General features: G+C 69.1%; 25 protein-coding genes. 11 read left to right on the forward strand and 14 right to left on the reverse strand.

Going from position 1 to position 20068, the window contains the following annotated elements:
• Positions 1-32 precede the first annotated feature (32 nt).
• Positions 33-1247, forward strand: coding sequence for a S1C family serine protease (locus ASC61_RS00845; protein ID WP_056208015.1), 1215 nt, complete (start codon positions 33-35; stop codon positions 1245-1247).
• Positions 1248-1296: 49 nt separating this feature from the next.
• The gene (locus ASC61_RS00850; RefSeq protein WP_056208018.1) at positions 1297-2157 is read left to right on the forward strand and encodes an NUDIX hydrolase; all 861 of its coding nucleotides are present in this window, start codon (positions 1297-1299) and stop codon (positions 2155-2157) included.
• Positions 2158-2351: 194 nt separating this feature from the next.
• Here ASC61_RS00850 and ASC61_RS00855 read toward each other — a convergent pair whose 3' ends face one another.
• The 8 genes from ASC61_RS00855 to ASC61_RS00885 form a co-directional block, all read right to left on the reverse strand.
• The gene (locus ASC61_RS00855) at positions 2352-2555 is read right to left on the reverse strand and encodes a cold-shock protein (RefSeq protein WP_056208020.1); all 204 of its coding nucleotides are present in this window, start codon (positions 2553-2555) and stop codon (positions 2352-2354) included.
• A gap of 168 nt (positions 2556-2723) precedes the next feature.
• Entirely contained in the window at positions 2724-3677 is a 954-nt protein-coding gene (locus ASC61_RS00860) for a hypothetical protein (protein ID WP_056208023.1), read from the reverse strand.
• Positions 3674-4852: a hypothetical protein gene (locus tag ASC61_RS19985; protein WP_200935363.1), complete on the reverse strand. Its 1179-nt coding sequence runs from the start codon at positions 4850-4852 to the stop codon at positions 3674-3676. Before ASC61_RS19985 ends, ASC61_RS00860 begins: the two co-directional genes overlap by 4 nt.
• Positions 4853-4956: 104 nt before the next feature.
• Positions 4957-5862, reverse strand: a complete 906-nt coding sequence (locus ASC61_RS00870; protein WP_056208025.1) for a co-chaperone YbbN — start codon at positions 5860-5862, stop codon at positions 4957-4959.
• A gap of 55 nt (positions 5863-5917) precedes the next feature.
• The gene (locus tag ASC61_RS00875; protein ID WP_056208028.1) at positions 5918-6466 is read right to left on the reverse strand and encodes a PH domain-containing protein; all 549 of its coding nucleotides are present in this window, start codon (positions 6464-6466) and stop codon (positions 5918-5920) included.
• A 7-nt stretch (positions 6467-6473) separates the two neighbouring features.
• A complete protein-coding gene (locus tag ASC61_RS19990) occupies positions 6474-6632 on the reverse strand; it encodes a hypothetical protein (protein WP_188110591.1) in 159 nt (52 codons plus the stop codon).
• Positions 6633-6706: 74 nt separating this feature from the next.
• Positions 6707-7669, reverse strand: a complete 963-nt coding sequence (gene meaB, locus ASC61_RS00880) for a methylmalonyl Co-A mutase-associated GTPase MeaB (protein WP_200935364.1) — start codon at positions 7667-7669, stop codon at positions 6707-6709.
• A gap of 10 nt (positions 7670-7679) precedes the next feature.
• Complete coding sequence (locus ASC61_RS00885) at positions 7680-8870, reverse strand: acetyl-CoA C-acetyltransferase (protein ID WP_056208031.1); 1191 nt, start codon at positions 8868-8870, stop codon at positions 7680-7682.
• Positions 8871-9001: 131 nt separating this feature from the next.
• Between ASC61_RS00885 and mce the strand changes: the two genes are divergently transcribed.
• The 3 genes from mce to ASC61_RS00900 all read left to right on the forward strand — a co-directional run bounded on the left by mce (position 9002) and on the right by ASC61_RS00900 (position 12225).
• Positions 9002-9448 carry a methylmalonyl-CoA epimerase gene (gene mce, locus ASC61_RS00890; protein WP_056215107.1) on the forward strand — a complete coding sequence of 149 codons (447 nt, stop codon included), beginning with the start codon at positions 9002-9004 and terminating at the stop codon, positions 9446-9448.
• A 102-nt stretch (positions 9449-9550) separates the two neighbouring features.
• Positions 9551-10888: a crotonyl-CoA carboxylase/reductase gene (gene ccrA, locus ASC61_RS00895; RefSeq protein WP_056208033.1), complete on the forward strand. Its 1338-nt coding sequence runs from the start codon at positions 9551-9553 to the stop codon at positions 10886-10888.
• 125 nt (positions 10889-11013) lie between these two features.
• Complete coding sequence (locus ASC61_RS00900; protein WP_056208036.1) at positions 11014-12225, forward strand: DivIVA domain-containing protein; 1212 nt, start codon at positions 11014-11016, stop codon at positions 12223-12225.
• Here the strand turns inward: ASC61_RS00900 and ASC61_RS00905 are convergent, their stop codons facing one another.
• From ASC61_RS00905 to ASC61_RS00920, 4 genes are all read right to left on the reverse strand, one after another.
• Entirely contained in the window at positions 12226-13008 is a 783-nt protein-coding gene (locus ASC61_RS00905) for an alpha/beta hydrolase (protein ID WP_056208040.1), read from the reverse strand.
• 7 nt (positions 13009-13015) lie between these two features.
• Positions 13016-13285, reverse strand: a complete 270-nt coding sequence (locus tag ASC61_RS00910; protein WP_056208043.1) for a hypothetical protein — start codon at positions 13283-13285, stop codon at positions 13016-13018.
• A gap of 9 nt (positions 13286-13294) precedes the next feature.
• On the reverse strand, positions 13295-13645 hold the full coding sequence (locus ASC61_RS00915; protein WP_056208046.1) for a hypothetical protein: 351 nt from the start codon (positions 13643-13645) through the stop codon (positions 13295-13297).
• A gap of 111 nt (positions 13646-13756) precedes the next feature.
• Positions 13757-14950: a 3-hydroxyacyl-CoA dehydrogenase family protein gene (locus tag ASC61_RS00920; RefSeq protein ID WP_056208050.1), complete on the reverse strand. Its 1194-nt coding sequence runs from the start codon at positions 14948-14950 to the stop codon at positions 13757-13759.
• A gap of 82 nt (positions 14951-15032) precedes the next feature.
• On the opposite strand from ASC61_RS00920, the gene ASC61_RS00925 reads away from it, so the two are divergent.
• The gene (locus ASC61_RS00925; protein WP_056208052.1) at positions 15033-15416 is read left to right on the forward strand and encodes a hypothetical protein; all 384 of its coding nucleotides are present in this window, start codon (positions 15033-15035) and stop codon (positions 15414-15416) included.
• Positions 15413-16090, forward strand: a complete 678-nt coding sequence (gene nucS, locus ASC61_RS00930) for an endonuclease NucS (RefSeq protein WP_056208055.1) — start codon at positions 15413-15415, stop codon at positions 16088-16090. Before ASC61_RS00925 ends, nucS begins: the two co-directional genes overlap by 4 nt.
• Before the next feature lie 19 nt (positions 16091-16109).
• On the opposite strand, the gene ASC61_RS00935 is transcribed toward nucS, so the two are convergent.
• A complete protein-coding gene (locus tag ASC61_RS00935; RefSeq protein ID WP_082530367.1) occupies positions 16110-16523 on the reverse strand; it encodes an SSI family serine proteinase inhibitor in 414 nt (137 codons plus the stop codon).
• A complete protein-coding gene (locus ASC61_RS00940) occupies positions 16516-17040 on the reverse strand; it encodes a ferritin (RefSeq protein ID WP_056208059.1) in 525 nt (174 codons plus the stop codon). Before ASC61_RS00940 ends, ASC61_RS00935 begins: the two co-directional genes overlap by 8 nt.
• Positions 17041-17098: 58 nt before the next feature.
• Between ASC61_RS00940 and ASC61_RS19995 the strand changes: the two genes are divergently transcribed.
• The 4 genes from ASC61_RS19995 to ASC61_RS00955 all read left to right on the forward strand — a co-directional run bounded on the left by ASC61_RS19995 (position 17099) and on the right by ASC61_RS00955 (position 20066).
• The gene (locus ASC61_RS19995; RefSeq protein WP_200935365.1) at positions 17099-17266 is read left to right on the forward strand and encodes a hypothetical protein; all 168 of its coding nucleotides are present in this window, start codon (positions 17099-17101) and stop codon (positions 17264-17266) included.
• 112 nt (positions 17267-17378) lie between these two features.
• Positions 17379-18536: a sensor histidine kinase gene (locus tag ASC61_RS00945; protein WP_056208063.1), complete on the forward strand. Its 1158-nt coding sequence runs from the start codon at positions 17379-17381 to the stop codon at positions 18534-18536.
• On the forward strand, positions 18533-19195 hold the full coding sequence (locus ASC61_RS00950; protein ID WP_056208065.1) for a response regulator: 663 nt from the start codon (positions 18533-18535) through the stop codon (positions 19193-19195). The genes ASC61_RS00945 and ASC61_RS00950 overlap by 4 nt, the downstream gene beginning before the upstream one ends.
• Before the next feature lie 115 nt (positions 19196-19310).
• Positions 19311-20066, forward strand: a complete 756-nt coding sequence (locus ASC61_RS00955; RefSeq protein WP_056208068.1) for an ABC transporter ATP-binding protein — start codon at positions 19311-19313, stop codon at positions 20064-20066.
• Positions 20067-20068: the final 2 nt, after the last annotated feature.

Here is a 20068-nt window from a genome sequence, read left to right on the forward strand (position 1 = left end):
AGTCGAAGACAGGACTCAACGAGGAGCACGCCATGAACGACCAGCCAGGAACCACGCCCGAACCGCAGGAACAGCCCGAGTCGCCCCAGGCCCAGCCGCAGGCTCACGTACGCCCGCGCCGGCGGCCCGGCCGGTACGGCATCGCAGCGATGGCCGGTGCGGCGATCCTCGGCGTCTCGGGTCTCACCTACGCCGCGCAAGCCGGCAACGCCCCAACCGCCACGGCGTCAAAGACGACGACCGGGCTGCCGACGCAGAGCCCGGCCGACCGCAACCTCTCGGTGCTGCCGCTGGATCGGCAGGCCGGGTCGATCGACCAGGCGGGCACCACCGATGCCACGGCAGCGCAGGAGGCCGGCCTCGTCTACATCAACACGTCCGTTGACTACGGCGCCGGACAGGCCGCCGGCACCGGCATGATCCTGACGTCCGACGGTGAGATCCTCACGAACCACCACGTCGTGGAAGGCGCGACCGCGATCACGGTCCAGGTCGTGTCGACCGGGAAGACCTACCAGGCAGCCGTCGTCGGCTACGACTCGACGCACGACGTGGCCGTGCTGCAGCTCAAGGACGCGTCGGGGCTGACCACGATCAAGCCCGACACCTCCAGCGCCGTGGCGGTCGGTGACAAGGTCACCGGCGTGGGCAACGCGAACGGCGACGGCGGTGCGGCCAGCGCAGCCGCGGGAACCGTCGCAGCGATCGACAAGGCGATCACGGTGCAGTCCGACGCCGGGTCCGGCCCCGAGCGGCTCAGCGGGCTGATCCAGGTGTCGGCCGACATCATCGCCGGGGACTCCGGCGGCGCACTCTACGACAGCGACGGCGAAGTCATCGGCATGGACACCGCAGCGTCCAGCGGCAGCGCCGACGTGACCGGCTACGCCATCCCGATCGGACAGGCACTGACGATCGCCGGCCAGATCGAGAGCGGCACCGAGAGCAGCACGGTGCACATCGGGTCGACCGGCTTCCTCGGCGTGCAGCTGGTGCCGGCTGCGTACCAGCAGGGCGGTGGCGCGGTGGTGGCCGGCACGGTTGCCGACTCGCCCGCTCGGGCCGCGGGCATCACCCAGGGCAGCACGATCACGCAGTTCAACGGCTCGTCGATCTCCTCGGCCGCCGACCTGTCCGCTGCCGTGGCCGCGGTCGACGCCGGGAAGACCGCAACCGTCTCGTGGACCGACGCCGCCGGCACCAGCCACACCGCGACGGTCACGCTGATCGCCGGCCCGATCGGTTGAGTCACTGCCAGCAGCGAGGTCGCCCGCGGAGGGTCGGTAGCCTGAACGGGTGACCGAGACCCTCCGCGACGGCGACCTCGTGCTGGAGCCCACGTCGGGATCCGACGAGTTCACCGGGTTCGCGATCCTCCTCGAGGGCGAACGCGTCGGGACCGTCGCGTTGCGCGGCGAGGACGGGCGCACGGCGTCGATCCGCTGGAACGCCGGCACCGACAACGTCCCGATCGCGGTCAGGGCGCTTCGCCTCGCCCTGGCGTACGCCTTCGACGACCTCGGTATGACGCGGGTCGAGGCGCGGATCCCCCTCGAGCGGCTGGGTGACGTCCGGGCCGCCTCGATCGCGGGCATGCGTCGTGAGGGCGTGCTCCGCGGCGCCGGCGACGATCCGGACCGCGCCCTGCTCGCCCGGATCGTCGACGACCCGGAGCCGCACAGCCGCGACGGGTTCATCGCGATCCTCAACGCCGGGCTGCCGACCAAGCGCGTCATCAGCCAGGGCCTGCTGCGTGACGAGCGCGGCCGGGTGCTGCTGTGCGAGCTGACCTACAAGCAGGAGTGGGACCTGCCCGGCGGCGTCGTCGAGGTCGGCGAGGCCCCCTCGATCGGCCTCGGGCGTGAGCTCGAGGAGGAGCTGGGCGTCAAGGTCGAGGTGGGCGACCTGATCACGGTCAACTGGCTGCCGGCTTGGCGCGGCTGGGACGACGCCTGCATCTTCCTGTTCGACCTCGGCGTCGTCGACAGCTCGGTGACCGAGGACATGACGTTGCAGGCCACCGAGATCAGGTCGGTGCGCTGGTGCGATCCCGAGGACGTGCGCGCGCACGCCGCCGCAGCCGCGATCGAGCTCCTCGAGGCCGTCGACGCCGGGTCCCTGCCGGCGTACCGCGAAGCCCCCAAGGCTGCGGAGTAGCTACCCGCTGAGCGTGACAACGTGCAGGTTCGCTTGGGCGTGTCGCCGGCATGTCGTCACGCTCAGAGACGGCACCGGGCATGACAAAGGCCCGGGAGCAAGCTCCCGGGCCTTCGAACTACTGAACTGAATCAGCGGGGTGAATCAGAGGGGACGGCAAGCCGTCCCCAAGCTCTCGCGAGCCTGAACCTGAATCAGAGGGGACGGATGTTCGTCGCCTGCAGGCCCTTCTGGCCCTGCTCGACGTCAAACTCGACCTTCTGGTTCTCGTCCAGCGAGCGGTAGCCGCTCGTGGCGATCGCGCTGAAGTGCGCGAAAACGTCTTCGCTGCCGTCGTCGGGGGCGATGAATCCAAAGCCCTTGTCAGCGTTGAACCACTTGACGGTTCCTGTAGCCATGTTGTTTCTCCTCTTTGGCGAGTTGTCGCTCACGCCTTTCGCGAGCGACTGTCGCGACACACATCCAACCTGCGAGAAGAACTAGCTACCTTGCGGAACTTGATCAGCCGTAGAATCCAACGTCGTGCAACCCCACCATCGTAGCGGGTGAGGGGGCCCGTCCGCATCTCACTGCGAATCGGCACTCACGACGCCGCCGAACTGGCCGATCGCGCGGGGCTTGCCGCTGCCGGGCGGGATGTAGAGCAGCACCTGGTGGTAGTAGCGCAGCTTGCCCGAGCTGGAGATCCCCGACGACAGGAACGCCTGCTGCGGAGTGCCCTCGGGCCAGCTGATCGTGAGACCGTCCCTGACCTCGTACGTGTCGAGCCGCAGCAGCGTCACGAACGCCAGCGCTCCCCCGTCCGTCGTGCGCAGGACGTACTTGACCGGGTCGTTGCCCCACGACTGTGAGAACGTCACGCCCTCGAGCTTGGCGTTGTTGTCCGCGGTGGTCCGCATCTGCTTGATGAACGAGTCGTCGGCGACCTTGCTCGCATCTGCCGACGCCGGGTCGGCGAGCGTCCTGGCGTACGCCTTCGCGGCGGCCGAGGCCGACATCGACATACCCACCGCGTCGTCGGGCTTCACCGTCAGGGCGTTCCCACCCTCGCGGCGGATGTCGGGGATCTGCGTGTCAGCGAGCGTCTCCGGGCTGGCGACCAGGAGCCAGGGCTCGACGGCGGTCTCGCGCTCGAAGATCTGGACCCGGTTGACGGCCGCGGCGTCGTCGTGCACGACCGCGAAGAACCACAGCGGGTACTTCCCGAACCGCGGGGTCTGCACGTCGGTGACCTCGAACGCGCCGGTGTCCTGCTTCTGGGTCTTGGCCAGTCGTTGCGACACCTCGAACGAGCCGGAGTCGATCGCGAGCACGGGCCCGCTCTCGACGATCGACAGCGGCTTGGCGTCGAGCAGCTCGATCGCGGTGTTGCGGACCTTGCGGTACTCGCTGAACACCGCCGACACCTCAGACGTGCGAGCGGCGGTCTTCTCCAGCGTCAGGTCGCCGCGCTTGTGGGGGACGGCACACGCCGAGAGCGTCAGCGCGCACGCGAGCGCGAGGAGGGACAGCCGCCTCACGTCTCCTCCTCGTCGACGATCTCGAAGTCGCCCAGCTCGTCCTCGCTGACCTCGTGCTCCACACCGTCCTCGTCGACGAAGACGTAGACGACGCGCTCGTCGGAAGCAGGCTCGGGTTCCGGCTCGGGTTCCGGCTCGGGTTCCGGTTCCGGCTCGGGTTCCGGCTCCGGCTCGGGTTCCGGCTCCGGTGCAGGTTCCGGCTCGGGCTCCGGCTCCGGCTCCGGCTCCGGTGCAGGCTCCGGCTCCGGCTCCGGTGCAGGTTCCGGCTCGGGTGCAGGCTCGGGTTCGGGCTCCGGCTCGGGTACGACGACGGGCTCCGGCACCTCGCCGGCGGCGATCTCCGCAGCCGTCAAAACCCCCGCGACACGAGGCGCGACCCGCTCCGGCTCCGCCGGCTCGACGGGCCCGGCTTCCTCGACGGGTTCGGCCTCGACGACCTCGACGGATTCCTCGACGATGTCGTACGCCTCGGCCTCCTCCGCCGACATCTCATGCTCGACGCCCTCCTCGTCGACATAGACGTAGACGACTTCTTCTTCGATGATCGGGCCTTCCTCGTCGTGTGTGCCCGCGAGCCAGAGACCGGCGTCGCGGCGGAGCCACCAGCTGGCCCACAGCCCCGCGAGCCCGAGCAGCAGCAGCGCCAGGCCCTTGTAGAACCCACCCTCGATGCCGTAGGCCACGGTGACCTCGACACCCGACAGGTTGGTCGAGCCGACCGAGAGGATCGCGACCGAGACCGTCTCGTCTGGCAGCTTCGCACTGATGCTGGCGCCACCGAGCCCGGCTGACTGGGTGATCCACCAGTCGAGGGCGGTGGGAGCACCCGGCAGGTTGGGCCTGCCCTTGACCTCGCGCGTCCTGAGGTCCCAAGGCGTGTGGAACCCGGTGACCTCGAGCCGTTGCGTCTTGCCGACGTAGTTGTCCACGTCGACGCTGTTGGCGAGGCCGACGAACACCGGCTTGCGGACGGGCACCTCGGCGCGGATGTCGACCTTGACGTCGGTCCACGAGATGACCTTGGGCTTGGTGACGATCGCGATGCCGTCGGTGTCGATCGGGTGCGGTCCCGTGGTGAACCGGCTGTCCGGGCCCAGCTTGATCATGACCGCGAGCCCGAGGACGGCGATGAGGACGCCGAGCACGCCAAGTGCCCAGCTCAGCCTCGTCCGCATGTCCACACTCCCTCTAGGGCGCCAACGACTGACGCCGCCGTGAGCCTATCGGGCCACGAGCCCACGCACGGACAGGCTGAGCGATGCGGCTGGCGCCGCGGCGCTCAGAAAAGCGCTGATGCGAGAGCGCGGCGAGCCGTCGCGACCCGCGGATCGGCGGTGCCGACGACCGTGAAGAGGTCGAGCAGTCTCTGGCGCACGAGCTCGCGGTCATCGCCGGCCGTGCGCTTCACGAGCCCGATCAGCCGGTCGAACGCGTCGTCGACGTGGCCACCACTGACGTCGAGGTCAGCGACGAGCATCTGGGCCTCGAGGTCGTCGGGTGCATCGGCGGCGGCCTTGCGGGCGGCCTGCAGGTCGACACCCTGCGTACGGGCGAGCAGCTTGACCCCTGCCAGCCGCTCGGAGATCTCGGAGTCGGCCGGATACTGCTTCTGCAGCTTCTCGTACTCCGCCACGGCGGTGTCGAAGTCACCGGCGGCGAACGCCTCGTCCGCGGCGGCGAACCGGGGATCCTCGGCCTCCTCCGGCTCGGCGGTCTCGGAAGTCTCACCCATCGGCTGCGCGCGACCGGTGACCCCGTTCTGGGCAGCGACGTTGACCAGCTCGTCGAAGTAGCGGCGCGCCTCCGCCTCCTCCACGGTGCCCTGGAACAGCGGGACCGGCTGGCCCTTCACGAGCCCGACGACCAGCGGCACGGCCTGGGCCTGGAGCGCTTGCGCGATCGCCGGGTTGGCGTCGATGTCGACCTGCGCGAGGACGAGCTGTCCGGCGTACTGCGAGACCAGAGCGCCCAGCATCGCGTTGAAGCTCTCGCTCTGCGGTGACCTCGGGGACCACAGGCTCAGCACGACGACGTAGTCCATCGAGGCCTGGAGTGCCGCGGTCTGGAAGTTCTGCTCGGTGATGTCGACGACGTACGAGCCACCGCCGGCGGCAGGCTGACCCGGACGGGCCGGCGGCTGCTTCAGCGCGGAGAGGTCGATGGCGCCGGGGCGCGAGAAGTTCATGCGCCCAGTGTATGAACTGGCGCGAAGGCGGTGACACGTGACGCCCTGGGCCCGGTCAGCTCCCTTCGAGGAGGCGTTGCTCGATCGTGCGGCCGCGCAGACCCGAGCGCTGTACGACTCGCTGGATGGTGAGGTCACGGGCATCGGGATCGCCGATGTAGCGGATGTGCCGCAGGCCCTGGGCCTGCGCCGCGGACTCGAAGATGAAGTGGCCGTAGCCGAGCATGCGCCCGAGCAAGGGCTTCTCGACAGTGATGTCCAGGATGCGGGTGATCGGCATCGTGGCGATGCGGACCGAGAAGACACCCGTCGCCCTGAAGACCCTCATGTTGGTCACGACGAAGACGTCGCGACGCTCGCGCATCGCGAGATAGGCGGCGTGCAGGAGGAGGCCCAGCCCGCCCACGATGAACAGCCAGCCGAGCTGGATCGGTCCGACGAGGGCCAGGATCCACAGCACGGCGGTGCCCACGACCTCGGCGATGGGCTTCCAGAACACGATGCCGTGGTGACGCACCAGGTCGATCACGACTTCCCCCTCGTCAGCGAGGAGGTGGCTGTCGATCTCCTGATCAGGCAACCGGTCGAGCAGCGCCCGCAGCATCAGGGACCTAGTTGACGAGCTCGTTGAAGAACACACCGACCTGCTGGAAGGCGTCCATGATGCCGCTGAACGCGCTGCTCACGAACTCAGCCGCATCGTCGGGGGTCGACAGCAGGTAGTAGATCGCGAAGCCGACGAGCAGCAGGAGGAAGACCTTCTTGAGCACATCGCCATTGTGTCGAAGTCCCTCCGCCCAGCCGCGAAGGCGCGCCGGGGACCGGCATTCCGTCGAGAACGGGCTCAGACCTGCTCGACGAGCGTGTCGGCCGCGGCGAACGGATCTGTCTCGCCGGCCAGGACCTGCTCGGCGAGCGTGTCGAGCCGGGCGTCACCCGACAGCCCGGCGAACCTCGACTGCACCTCCGTCAGGGCGAGTGCCTCGATCTCGCGGCGGAGCCGCGCCAGTCGTCGGCGCGTGAGCTCCCCGGACTCCCCCAGGTGCTTGCGGTGGGCCGCGATCTGCTCCGCGACCTCGTCGACGCCCTCGCCCTTGGTCGCGACGGTCAGGACGATCGGCGGCTTCCAGGCCCCGTCGGCCCTGTCGGTCATCGCGATGACCGAGCGGAGCTCTCGCCGCGTCGCCTCCGCCCCGTCACGATCGGCCTTGTTGACGACGAAGAGGTCACCGATCTCGAGGATGCCGGCCTTGGCCGCCTGGATGCCGTCACCCATGCCCGGGGCCAGCAGCACGAGCGTGGTGTCGGCGAGCCCAGCGATCTCGACCTCGGACTGCCCCACCCCCACGGTCTCGACCAGCACGACGTCACAACCGGCGGCATCCAGCACCCGCAGGGCCTGAGGTGCTGAGGCCGACAGACCGCCGAGGTGACCGCGACTGGCCATCGAGCGGATGTAGACGCCGTCGTCGGTCGCGTGGTCCTGCATGCGTATGCGGTCCCCGAGCAGCGCGCCGCCGGAGAACGGTGACGACGGGTCGACCGCGAGCACACCGACGCGCTTGCCCTGGCCGCGCAGCGCGTTGACGAGCGCCGAGGTGGACGTCGACTTGCCGACGCCGGGCGAACCCGTGATGCCGACGATGTGCGCCGAACCCGTGTGCGGCGTCAGCGCGGCACTGACCTCGCGCAGGGACGGCGAGCGGTCCTCGACCAACGAGATCAGCCGCGCCACGGCCCGTGCCTCGCCGGCTCGTGCGCGTTCCACGAGCTCGGCGACGGGAATGGCGCGGCTGCCTCGGCTCACCGTCTGGGGACTACTTCTTGGGGACGCGGATGATCAGGGCGTCGCCCTGACCGCCGCCGCCGCACAGCGCAGCCGCGCCGATGCCGCCACCACGGCGGCCCAGCTCGAGGGCGAGGTGCAGGACGATGCGGGCGCCGCTGGCACCGATCGGGTGACCCAGCGAGATGGCGCCGCCGTTGACGTTGACCTTGTCCTCGGAGACTCCCATGGCGCGGGTGCTCTCGATGCCGACCGCGGCGAACGCCTCGTTGAGCTCGAACAGGTCGATGTCGCTGACCTCGATGCCCTCCTTGGCGGCGGCCTTGGCGATGGCGTTGGCCGGCTGCAGCTGCAGGCTCGAGTCAGGTCCGGCGACGACGCCGGCGGCACCGATCTCGGCGATCCACGACAGCCCGAGCTCCTCGGCCTTGGCCTTGCTCATGACGACCACCGCGGCGGCACCGTCGGAGATCTGGCTGGCGGAGCCGGCCGTGATCGTGCCGTCCTTGCTGAACGCAGGGCGCAGCTTGCCGAGCGACTCGACCGTCGTGTCGCCACGGACGCCCTCGTCGGCACTGATGACGATCGGATCGCCCTTGCGCTGCGGGATCTCGACCGGAACGATCTCGTCGTCGAACACACCGTTCTTCTGCGCCGTGGCGGCGAGCTGGTGCGAGCGCGCGCTGAACGCGTCCTGCTCCTCACGGCTCAGCTTCGTGCCGTCGGCGTTGATCTGCTCGGTGAGGCCGCCCATCGCCTGGTCGGTCAGCGCGTCCCACAGTCCGTCGTACGCCATGTGGTCGGTGAGCTTGGTGTCGCCGTACTTGGTGCCCTCGCGTGAGCCGAGCAGCATGTGCGGCGCCTGCGTCATCGACTCCTGGCCGCCGGCGACGATGATCTCGTGCTCGCCGGCGCGGATCAGCTGGTCAGCCAGCGCGATCGCGTTGATGCCCGACAGGCACACCTTGTTGATGGTGATCGACGGCGTCGTGAGCGGGATGCCGCCCTTGAACGCAGCCTGACGAGCCGGGACCTGACCGGCTCCGGCGCCGAGGACCTGGCCCATGATCACGTAGTCGACCTGCTCGCCGGTCACGCCGGCCTTCTCCAGGGCGCCCTTGATGGCCAGACCACCGAGGTCCGAGCCCGACAAGGTCTTGAGGCCACCGAGGAGGCGGCCGATCGGGGTGCGCGCACCGGCGACGATCACGGACTGGGTCATGGGTTGCTCCTTCGCAAGATCACGTCTTCGAAAAGACCGTGATCTCCACTTTACTCAGAGGTAACGTCGGTATGCCGTTCTGTGCGATGGATCACGCCGCACTGCGGTCCCGGTGCCATACCCTCGTGTCCATGCCCGACAGCCCCCTCGTCCCCGACCACCTCCTCCTCGCGATCGACCACGTCGGTATCGCGGTCCCCGACCTCGACGACGCCCTGGAGTTCTACGCCTCGACGTTCGGCCTGCACGCGGTGCACGAGGAGATCAACGAGGAGCAGGGCGTGCGCGAGGCGATGCTCGCCGTCGGCGACTCCGACCAGCGCATCCAGCTCCTCGCCCCGCTCAGCGACGAGTCCACGATCGCCAAGTTCCTCGCCCGCAACGGGCAGGGCATCCAGCAGCTCGCCTACCGCGTCGCCGACATCGAGGCCGTCTCGGCGATCCTCCGGGAGCGCGGCGTCCGGCTGCTCTACGACAACCCCAAGCGCGGCACGTCCGACTCGCGGGTCAACTTCGTGCACCCGAAGGATGCTGGCGGCGTGCTGGTGGAGCTCGTCGAGCCCGCGGCATCGCACTGAATCCACTGAGTTCGGGATCACAGCCCGAAGCCGTAGCCGCGGAAGTTAACGCTTAGTAACATCACGGAAACACGCGCGCCCCCGAACCGAAGGATCCATGACGTGCAGAACATCCTTGATGCCATCCAGGCCGGCGACACCTCTTCTGAGGACTTCGCCAACATCGAGCTCCCCCAGACCTACAAGGGGATCACGGTCCACAAGGACGAGGTCGGCATGTTCGAGGGCCTCGCGAGCCGCGACAAGGACCCGCGCAAGAGCCTGCACCTCGACGACGTCCCCATCCCCGAGCTCGCGCCCGGCGAGGCGCTCGTGGCCGTCATGGCGAGTGCGATCAACTACAACACCGTGTGGACCTCGATCTTCGAGCCGGTCTCCACGTTCGGCTTCCTCGAGCGCTACGGCCGCCTGAGCGAGTACACCAAGCGCCACGACCTGCCCTATCACGTGGTCGGCTCCGACCTCGCCGGCGTCGTGCTGCGGGTCGGGCCCGGCGTCAACAAGTGGAAGCCCGGCCGTGAGGTCGTCGCACACTGCCTGTCGGTCGAGCTCGAGGCACCCGACGGCCACAACGACACGATGATGGACCCCGAGCAGCGCATCTGGGGCTTCGAGACCAACTTCGGCGGGCTCGCCGAGCTCGCGATCGTCAAGGCCAACCAGCTCATGCCCAAGCCCGACCACCTCACGTGGGAGGAGGCGGCGAGCCCCGGTCTCGTCAACTCCACGGCGTACCGGCAGCTCGTGTCCACCAACGGCGCCAACATGAAGCAGGGCGACACGGTCCTGATCTGGGGCGCCTCCGGCGGCCTCGGCTCGTACGCGACGCAGTTCGCGCTCAACGGTGGCGCGACTCCGGTCTGCGTCGTCTCCTCGCCCGAGAAGGCCGAGATCGTCCGCAAGATGGGCGCCGAGCTCGTCATCGACCGTTCCGCCGAGGGCTACAAGTTCTGGAAGGACGAGAACACCCAGGACCCCAAGGAGTGGCAGCGCTTCGGCAAGAAGATCCGTGAGCTCACCGGCGGCGACGACCCCGACATCGTCTTCGAGCACCCGGGCCGCGAGACGTTCGGCGCCAGCGTCTACGTCGCGCGCAAGGGCGGCACCATCGTGACCTGCGCCTCGACATCGGGCTACATGCACCAGTACGACAACCGCTACCTCTGGATGAACCTCAAGCGGATCGTCAGCTCGCACTTCGCCAACTACCGCGAGTCGTGGGAGGCCAACAAGCTGATCGACAAGGGCCTGATCCACCCCACGGTCTCCCGTGTCTATCCCCTCGCCGAGACCGGCCAGGCCGCGCTCGACGTGCACCACAACCTGCACCAGGGCAAGGTCGGCGTGCTGTGCCTGGCACCCGAGGAGGGCCTCGGAGTCCGCGACGCCGACAAGCGCGCCCTGCACATCGACAAGATCAATCGGTTCCGAGGCGTCTGACGCCTCGTCCAAGCAGCCGGTCCGGTCCCCTGCGTGGGGCCGGATCGGCCGTGTCGATGCGCCTTTCCGGCGGGTAAGGTGGACCCCGCACCTGACAACCCCTCTCTTTCACGAATGGGAACAGCATGTCCGACCAGTCCGGATTGTCCATCTTCGACGCCGCCGAGAAGTCCGGCGACGCTTCCTTCCCGCTCGCCCGCCGCGGCGGCTACGACAGTGACGCCGTCGATGCCTGGGTCCGCACGCAGTCTGCCGAGTTCCAAAAGGCCGCCGACAGCCTCAAGGCCGTCCAGTCCGAGAACGAGAACCTCCGCGACCTGATCGAGAAGCTCAAGGACCGCGTCGAGGCCGTCGAGAAGCCGACCTACACCGGTCTCGGCAACCACGCGGCGCAGCTGCTCGGCCTCGCCGAGCAGGAGGCCGAGGACGTACGCAACCGCGCCGTGCGCGAGGCCGACGAGCTCGTCAAGAAGGCCGAGGAGGAGGCGGCGATCGTGCGCGCCACCGCCAACCACGAGGCCGAGGAGATGCGCGGCCGCGCCGTCATCGAGCTCGAGGAGAAGCGCAAGCAGCTCCTCGAGGACGCCGAGGCGATGCACGCCGACGCGATCGCCCACACCGAGGACCTCCGTGCGCACGCCGAGCGCGAGGCCGCGCAGGTCAAGCTCGCCGCCGAGCAAGAGGCCCAGAACATGCGCCTCGGTGCGACCCGCGAGGTCGAGCAGGCCCGCGCCGCCGCCGACCGCGAGGTCACCGAGGCCCGCCGCGTGTTGGCCGTCGAGAAGGAGCGGCTCGCCCGCGAGGCCTCCGAGAACCATGCGTCGGCGACCGAGCAGACCGCCAAGCTCGTCAAGGACGCCGAGACTCGCGCCAAGGCCGCCGACGACCGGGCGCGCGACATCATGGACCAGGCTGCCAAGGCCCGCGACGCCGCGAGCGCCGAGGCCTCCCGCCTGCTCGACAACGCCAAGGCCGAGGCTTCGCAGCTGGTCTCCGGCGCGAGCGCCGAGGCGCAGCACATCCGGGTCAGCGCGACGACCGACGCCGAGCGCCAGACCCGGGTCCTGCGGGCCGAGGTCGAGGAGCTGCAGCGCAAGCGCGACGGCATCATGGCACAGATGGGTCAGCTGCGTGACATCGTCTCGACGTTCGCACCGACCGCCGTCAAGGACAGCGGGGCCAAGGACAAGGTCGAGCCCAAGGCTGAGGACAAGCCGGCACCGGACGAGGCCAAGGCCGAGCAGCCCAAGGCTGAGGCACCCGCCGAGGCGAAGGGCGACGAGCCCGCTCCCGCCGAGGCCGACGCCGACGAGTCCGTCGAGGAGAAGACGAGCTAGCTAGCGCGGCACATCCTTGAACGCGGCGACCGTGCGGTCGCGGTAGGCCGAGGAGTCGGCGCGCTCCATCGGGCCGTCCCAGGTGTCTGGCAACGGCACCGGGACACCCGGCGCGAGCTTGCGGGTGATCTCGTCGAGCGCGCGCTCGGAGTCCCCGACCCACAGGTGCTTGGCCCCCTCGACCGCGATGACCTCTGCCTGCGGGATGGCGGCGAAGCGCTCGCGCGCCTCAGGCGGCTGCAGGTAGTCGTCGTGCTCCGGGACCAGGGCGGTGAGCGGCTTGCCGGATGCCGCCCACGCGGCGAGGTGCTCCGGCGTGGAGAAGCGCAAGGGCGGCGAGAGAAGCACGGCGCCCTCGACGGTCGGCTCGAGGCCGTACATCAAGGTGAGGTCCGTGCCGAACGACCAGCCGACGAGCCACACGTGCGGCAGCTCGGCGAACTCGGCGTACTCGACCGCAGCGGCGACGTCGAAGCGCTCGCCGACGGCATGGTCGAACGCTCCCCCGCTGGTGCCCTGCACGCTGGACGTGCCGCGGGTGTTGAACCGCAGCACCGCGATGCCGGCCAGCGCGGGCAGTCGATAGGACGCCTTGCGGAACAGGTGGCTGTCCATCATGCCGCCGTGTGTCGGCAGCGGGTGCAGGCAGATCATGGTGGCGACCGGGTCGCGGTCGGGCGGCAGTGCCAGCTCGCCGACCAGGCTCAGCCCGTCGGCGGTCTCCAACGTGATCTGCTCGCGGCGGGCGGGCAGCACGGAGTTGCCGCGGATCTTCTCGGTCATGGGAGTCCTAGTGCTTCCTGGCCCAGCAGGCCGTGTGCCAGTGCCGGCGCTCGTCGATCGCGGCTTCGCTCAGCAGCGCCTTCTGGACCGGCCACGCGACGACATGCGGCGTCGCCGGGCGGATCAGCTGGTCGCAGCCCGGGCAGCGGTAGTCCTTGGCGGCCCCGGAGCCGCGGAGCTGTCGTACGTACCACGAGCCGTCGGCCTTGTGCTCGACCTGCTCGGTGGGCGTCCGCAACGGCGGGTGCGCACGGTGTGCGACGCGACGGCGGGACATGCCTCCAGTCTACGGAGCGCTGCAGTAGCGGCGGATCCAGCCTTCGTGGGCGCTGGTCGCCTTGATCGCCTGGTCGAGGGTCAGCACGGAGACGTCGCGCCGGCCGTCCCGCTGGAACAGCACGACGTCGGTCAGCGTGGGCTTGTCGCTGCACGAGAGCCCCGCGGACTCCTGGGCCGACACGGCGGTCGACAGCGCGGTCTCGGCGCTCTTGCTGTCCAGGACGATCGACGACGAGGTGCCGTAGCGGCTCGAGAACGACGAGATCGCGACGTAACCGAGGATCAGCGCGACTGCACACAGCAGCGCGAGCCTGCGCACTGCGCGCGCAGCGACGAACACCAGCGACGTGCTGATCATCGTGGCTCCTGTCCGCGTACCCCTCTGGACAGAGCAACGAGGTGATCACCCCGTGGTTATCGGCAGCGCGCGAAAAAGAACTTTCGCCGGTATGCCGTAACTTTTCGCTGGTCAGTACGTGTGGAAGCCCGCCCCGGTCTTGCGGCCGAGCTTTCCGTCAGCGACCACCTGCTGCAAGGTCGGTGCCGGCAGCCAGCCCGCGTGCCCGAACGTGCTGACGAGAGACTCCTGGATCGCCAAGGACACGTCGTTGCCGACGACGTCGAGCAGCTCGAACGGTCCCATCGGGAGCTTGGTCGCCTTCATGGCGTCGTCGATCTCCGTCAGCGAGCCCCCGTCAGCTTCGTGGAGCTTGACGGCGTCGTTGAGGTAGGGGAACAGCAGCGCGTTGACGATGAAGCCCGCTCGGTCACCGCACGACACCGGGTGCTTGCCGGTCGACAGGCACAGCGCGCGCACGGTCTCGGCGACCTCCGGCGTGGTCTCGTCGGCGGTCACGACCTCGACGAGCTTCATGACCGGCGCGGGGTTGAAGAAGTGCATGCCGATGACATCCTGCGGGCGCGAGGTCACCGCCGCGCAGGCCGTGATCGAGAGCGACGACGTCGTGGTCGCCAGGATCGCGCCAGGCTTGGCGATGCGGTCGAGGTCGCGGAACAGCTCGAGCTTGATCTCAAGATCCTCGGCGATCGCCTCGACGATGATGTCGGCGCCGGCGAGGGCTTCGCGCTCGGTCGAGCCGCTGAGCCGGCCGAGCACGGCCGACTTGCCGTCCTCGTCGAGCTTGCCGCGCGAGATGGCCTTGTCGAGGCTCTTGGCGATGCGAGCCTGGACACCATCGAGCTTGTCGGCGCTGCGGCCGACGTAGACGACGTCGTAGCCCGCCTTGGCGAAGACCTCGACGATGCCGGAGGCCATCGTGCCGGTGCCGACGACCCCGACGGTCTCGATCTCGTGGCGCAGCTGAGGAGAGTCGACCTCGTCGTCGCCCACGGCCTGCGCGAACGTCGTGCTGTCGGCGGCCATCTGGGTCAGGATGCTCACGGGCTGGTGCAGCTCGTCGCCGGTCTCGGCGTAGAGCTTCTCCAGGCCGGTCGCGACGGTCTGCGGGCCGAGCGCGTCGATCAGCGCCAACGGGCCGATCGGGTAGCCGCAGCCGAACCGCATCGCGGCGTCGATGTCGTCATGGGTCGCATAGCCGCTCTCGTACATCGTGGCAGCGTGGTTGAGGTAGGGCAGCAGCAACGTGCGCGCGATGTCGGCGGCGGTGTCGCTCGCGCCCAGTCTCTCGACGATTTCCTGCATGGCTACTCCTGAGTAATAAGCGGGTCGTGTCAGACTAACCTGACCGTGCCGCTGGCTCCATGGGAGAACGATGAAACGACGTATGACGATGGTTACAGCCATCGTGGGCCTTGCTCTGCTAGGGCTCGGGGCCTGCGGTACGAGCGACGATCCGGCCGACAAGCCGACGGCGACCGAGACGACGGCGAGCAGCAGCCCGTCGGCTCCGACCTCCGAGCCGACCGACGATGCCTCGTCCGCGCTCTCCGGTGACTGGCACGACGTCGACGCCAAGTGGGTCGTGCACTTCCACGACGACGGGACTTACGTCGAGGACTTCGAGGGCGTCAAGGACTTCCGCGTCGGCACCTATGCGGTCGACGGCGCGACGGTGTCGCTGATCGGTGACGACGGCAACACCGACAAGGGCACGATCGAGGGCGACACCCTCGTGTTCAAGCTCGGCACGCTGACGAGGATGAGTTGAGGATCGTCATCGCGCGGTGCCAGGTCGACTACGCCGGCCGGCTCGCCGCCCATCTCCCGCTCGCCACCCGCCTGATCATGGTCAAGAACGACGGATCGGTGCTGATCCACTCCGACGGCGGCTCCTACAAGCCGCTCAACTGGATGAGCCCGCCGTGCACGCTGCGCGAAGGCCTCGCCGACGACGGCGTGACCGAGTGGACCGTCACGGCCGGCAAGACCGACGACACCCTGCGGATCCGCATCGAAGAGGTGCTGCACGACTCGGCGCACGAGCTCGGGATCGACCCCGGGCTGCAGAAGGACGGCGTCGAGAAGCACCTGCAGGAGCTGCTCGCCGAGCACACCACGGCCCTCGGGCCCGGCATGAGCCTCGTGCGCCGCGAGTTCATGACCGCGATCGGCCCCGTCGACCTGCTGTGCAAGGACGGCTCCAACGGCTCCGTCGCGGTCGAGATCAAGCGTCGCGGCGACATCGACGGGGTCGAGCAGCTGACTCGCTACCTCGAGCTCATGAATCGCGATCCGTCATTGCGCCCGGTGCGCGGCATCTTCGCGGCGCAGGAGATCAAGCCCCAGGCCCGCACGCTCGCGACGGATCGCGGCATCGAGTGCGTCGTCGTCAACTACGACGAGCTGCGCGGCATCGACGACCCCTCGCTGCGCCTGTTCTAGGCTCGACCGGACAGTCGCCTCACTGCAAGGGGACGTTGAAGAACGTCGTGCCGAGCTGCTCCCAGCGGTCGACCTCGCAGCCATTCGTACGACTGAAGGTCGCGTCGACCTTGTCGCCGTCGTAGGTCCCCTTGACCGTGGCCGTCTGCGGGCCGCCGTAGAGCTCGGTGCACACCTGGTCCTTGGCGACCGGCTCGAAGACCTTGGCGCCGGCCGTGTCGAGCGCGGCGCACGCCTCGGCAGGCTGCGGATGGTCTCCCCCGACCGGGTCGCAGCTCAGCCGGTAGGTCTGGGGTTCGGCGCCCTCGGACGCGATGACCGTGATCGTCAGCGTCGTGCCTGCGGACGACGAGGAGTCGCTCGCGGCGTCCTTGCCGCATGCCGAGAGGGTCGCCGCGAGCACGGCGACCACGACCAGGAGGGCCTTAGGCACCGGCGACCGGGGGTGCGGTGGGGTCGCTGCCCGGGCTGGGCTCCTCGCGGGCGACCCAGTCCTCGATGCGCTCGTAGTCGTCCTTGGAGCGCGTGACGACGGCCAACAGGTCGCTCATCTTGGAGACCTCCTCGACCTGCTCCTTGATGAACCACTGCATGAACTGGTCGGAGGCGAAGTCGTTGTTGTCACGGGCGATGCGGGTCAGCTCGTTGATCTGCTCGGTGACCCGCTTCTCCTGCGCGAGAGCGGCAGCAACCGGCTCGACGACGTCGGTGAAGTCGACCTTGGGCGCCTCGAGGGCGGGAATGACCGGCGTCTCGTCGGCGTCGAGGAGGTACTGGACCATCATCATCGCGTGGTCGCGCTCCTCGAGGGCCTGCTGGTAGAACAGGGCCGCCATCTGCGGCATCGTCAGCGCGTCGTAGTAGGTCGCGATCGCGACGTACTGCTGGTGCGCGCCGAACTCGTAGCCGAGCTGTTCGTTGAGCTTGGCGACGAATGCTGGTGCTGCCATGGTCGTGTCCCGTCTCTCGTCTTAGGCGAGGCTCACCTCACGCTGATATCCTAGGCCTGTGCCCCCGACACCCAAGAAGAAGTGCTGCAGCAGCAAGCCTGCGTGCAAGCGGTGTCCCATCCTCATGATGAAGAAGGGCACCCTCCCCGAGGGCTACACCGTCAAGAAGCGCAAGCTCGTCAAGGTCAAGAAGAAGCACAAGACCAAGCACAAGATCGCTGCCTGAGCGGTGGTTCGAGCCTAGGGCACCGGCACCCACGCGACCACGAAGGTGTGGCTGCCCAAAGTCATCCCTGGGTCGGACGTCGTGCGTCGACCACCTCACTAGGGTGAGTCCCATGCGTGAGCGATCCGACCTCTGGCGCCGGATCGACACGCTCTGGCAGGACATCGGACTGACCGGCATGGTGCTGTTCATCCCGCTCGCCTCGTACGTGTTCACCGGGACGCCGGGACAGCTGCTCGACATCGCGTTGATCGTGCCTCTGGCGCTGCGTCGCCGCGCCCCGGTCGCGACGTTCACGGTCATCTGCCTCATGCTCCTGGCGCAGGCGATCGTCTTCGGCACACCGCGCTACGGCGACGTCGCGCTGCTGATCGCGTTGCATGCGGTCGCCGCGTACGGCCCGATGTGGGCGGTCCGCGCGTCGCTTGCCACGGGATTCCTCGGCGCGTTGATCGCCGCTGCCCGGTGGTCGACGCCGACCACGGACGCCGGCCAGCTGCTCAGCTACGTCGTGCCGCTCGCCGCGCTCGTGCTGGCTGCGTGGATGCTGGGCTACCTGGCCCGCACCCGTCGGGCGTACGTCGCGGGGCTCGAGGAGAGGGCCGAACAGCTCGAGCGCGACGCGGCACAGCAGGCCCAGATCGCCACCGCGGCCGAACGCGCGCGCATCGCTCGCGAGATGCACGACGTCGTGGCCCACAGCCTGTCGGTCATGGTCGTGCAGGCCGACGGCGCTCTGTACGCCGCCGAGAAGCGGCCCGAGGTCGCGATCGACACGCTGCGGACGATCTCGGAGACCGGCCGGACGTCGCTGACCGAGATGCGGCGGTTGCTGGGGCTCCTCCGCGACGACCGCGGCGAGCTGCCGATGGCACCTGTGCCGAGTGCGGCCGACGTCCACGGCCTGGCCGAGCAGCTCCGAGCGAGCGGGCTCGCGATCGACCTCAACGTCCTGGGTGATCTCGACCGCCTCGACCCGGCCACCGGGCTGACGGTCCATCGCATCGTGCAGGAGGCCCTCACCAACACGCTCAAGCACGCCGGCCCGGGCGTCACCGCCTCGGTGGACCTGCGGGTCACGACCGACTCCGTACGCATCCAGGTCGACGACGACGGTCGTGGCGGGACCGCCGCCGATGACGGTCAGGGACACGGAATCCTCGGCATCCGAGAGCGCATCGCCGTCCACGCCGGTGAGGTCGAGGCGGGACCACGGCCCGGCGGCGGGTTCCGGGTCAAGGCCGTCGTGCCGGTGGGGTCGACTCCATGATCAAGGTGTTCCTGGTGGACGACCAGCAGCTCGTACGCGCCGGATTCCGGATGCTGATCGAGTCGCAGGACGACATGGCCGTCGTCGGCGAGGCCGGCAATGGCGCCGAGGCGGTCGAGCTCCTCGCCGTGACGTCCGCCGACATCGTGCTGATGGACGTCCGCATGCCCCGGATGGACGGCGTCGAGGCGACGCGCATCCTGGCGGCGAGGTCGGAGCGGCCGCGTGTCGTGGTGCTGACCACGTTCGACCTCGACGAGTACGTCTACAACGCCCTGCGCGCCGGAGCCTCCGCGTTCCTGCTCAAGGACGCCCAGCCCGAGACGCTCCTCGGCGCGATCCGCGACGTGCACGACGGTGACGCCGTGGTCGCACCGAGCGTCACGCGACGCATGCTCGAGCGGTTCCTCGACGCCTCCCAAGCGCCGGACCCGGATGATGACGACCGTCTGGCCGCGCTCACCGCCCGCGAGCGGGAGGTGCTCGAGCTGATCGCGAGCGGCCAGTCGAACACCGAGATCGCGGCCGGCCTGTTCCTCGCCGAGGCCACGGTCAAGACACATGTCGGGCGCATCCTGGCCAAGACCGGATCGCGCGACCGGGTTCAGCTCGTCGTGCTGGGCTACGAGTCCGGGCTCGTCAGCCCCGGCGACCGCTGACGTACGACCCAGGTATGACGCGGGGCAAGCAGGTCCCGTCCGTGGGCTGACGATTCGTCGGCCGGCGATTCCTAGCGTGGAGAGCACCACCAGACGACTCACCACAGGAGCAGGAATGACGGTCCTCGACCCACCCACCACGATCCCCGCGATCGCCGCACGCGCGACCGGGCTCACCAAGACGTACGGCAGCGGCGAGGCCAAGGTGCACGCGCTCGCCGGCGTGGACCTGACGATCGAGACCGCGCGATTCACCGCGATCATGGGGCCCTCTGGCTCCGGCAAGTCGACGCTGATGCACTGCCTGGCCGGTCTCGACCAGGCCACGTCGGGCCAGGTGCAGGTCGGCGACCTCATGCTCAGCTCACTGTCCGACAACGAGCTCACCCGCTTCCGTCGTCGGCACGTCGGCTTCGTGTTCCAGGCGTTCAACCTCCTCCCGATGCTGACCGCCAAGCAGAACATCCTGCTGCCCCTCGACCTCGCCGGCCTCGACCCGGACTGGGCGTGGTTCGACGAGCTCATCGAGGTGCTGGGGCTCGGCGAGCGACTCGGCCATCGCCCGAGCCAGCTGTCCGGCGGACAGCAGCAGCGCGTCGCGATCGCCCGAGCGCTGATGAGCCGGCCGGCGATCGTGTTCGCGGACGAGCCGACCGGCAACCTCGACAGCCGGTCGAGTGCCGAGGTGCTGGGCTTCCTGCGGCGGTCGGTGCGCGAGCTCGGGCAGACGACCGTCATGGTCACGCACGAGCCGAGCGCCGCGGCGTACGCCGACCGGGTCGTGCTGATCGCCGACGGCCGGGTCGCCACGCAGATCGACAACCCCACGCAGGACAGCATCCTCGACGCCCTGCGCCGGATCGGCGGCTGAAC

The organism is Aeromicrobium sp. Root344 (assembly GCF_001425755.1).
Lineage (GTDB): Bacteria > Actinomycetota > Actinomycetes > Propionibacteriales > Nocardioidaceae > Aeromicrobium.

What these genes read in the sequence shown, in the direction of transcription:
- ASC61_RS00955 (WP_056208068.1), top strand. Translation starts at nt 19,311, where the DNA reads ATGACGGTCCTCGACCCACCCACCACGATCCCCGCGATCGCCGCACGC.
- ASC61_RS19985 (WP_200935363.1), bottom strand. Translation starts at nt 4,852, where the DNA reads ATGCGGACGAGGCTGAGCTGGGCACTTGGCGTGCTCGGCGTCCTCATC.
- ASC61_RS00945 (WP_056208063.1), top strand. Translation starts at nt 17,379, where the DNA reads ATGCGTGAGCGATCCGACCTCTGGCGCCGGATCGACACGCTCTGGCAG.
- ASC61_RS00940 (WP_056208059.1), bottom strand. Translation starts at nt 17,040, where the DNA reads ATGGCAGCACCAGCATTCGTCGCCAAGCTCAACGAACAGCTCGGCTAC.
- ASC61_RS00845 (WP_056208015.1), top strand. Translation starts at nt 33, where the DNA reads ATGAACGACCAGCCAGGAACCACGCCCGAACCGCAGGAACAGCCCGAG.
- ASC61_RS00915 (WP_056208046.1), bottom strand. Translation starts at nt 13,645, where the DNA reads ATGATCAGCACGTCGCTGGTGTTCGTCGCTGCGCGCGCAGTGCGCAGG.
- mce (WP_056215107.1), top strand. Translation starts at nt 9,002, where the DNA reads ATGCCCGACAGCCCCCTCGTCCCCGACCACCTCCTCCTCGCGATCGAC.
- ASC61_RS00870 (WP_056208025.1), bottom strand. Translation starts at nt 5,862, where the DNA reads ATGAACTTCTCGCGCCCCGGCGCCATCGACCTCTCCGCGCTGAAGCAG.
- ASC61_RS00855 (WP_056208020.1), bottom strand. Translation starts at nt 2,555, where the DNA reads ATGGCTACAGGAACCGTCAAGTGGTTCAACGCTGACAAGGGCTTTGGA.
- ASC61_RS00900 (WP_056208036.1), top strand. Translation starts at nt 11,014, where the DNA reads ATGTCCGACCAGTCCGGATTGTCCATCTTCGACGCCGCCGAGAAGTCC.
- ASC61_RS00875 (WP_056208028.1), bottom strand. Translation starts at nt 6,466, where the DNA reads ATGCTGCGGGCGCTGCTCGACCGGTTGCCTGATCAGGAGATCGACAGC.
- ASC61_RS00950 (WP_056208065.1), top strand. Translation starts at nt 18,533, where the DNA reads ATGATCAAGGTGTTCCTGGTGGACGACCAGCAGCTCGTACGCGCCGGA.
- ASC61_RS00905 (WP_056208040.1), bottom strand. Translation starts at nt 13,008, where the DNA reads ATGACCGAGAAGATCCGCGGCAACTCCGTGCTGCCCGCCCGCCGCGAG.
- ASC61_RS00925 (WP_056208052.1), top strand. Translation starts at nt 15,033, where the DNA reads ATGACGATGGTTACAGCCATCGTGGGCCTTGCTCTGCTAGGGCTCGGG.
- ASC61_RS00920 (WP_056208050.1), bottom strand. Translation starts at nt 14,950, where the DNA reads ATGCAGGAAATCGTCGAGAGACTGGGCGCGAGCGACACCGCCGCCGAC.
- ASC61_RS00885 (WP_056208031.1), bottom strand. Translation starts at nt 8,870, where the DNA reads ATGACCCAGTCCGTGATCGTCGCCGGTGCGCGCACCCCGATCGGCCGC.
- ASC61_RS00910 (WP_056208043.1), bottom strand. Translation starts at nt 13,285, where the DNA reads ATGTCCCGCCGTCGCGTCGCACACCGTGCGCACCCGCCGTTGCGGACG.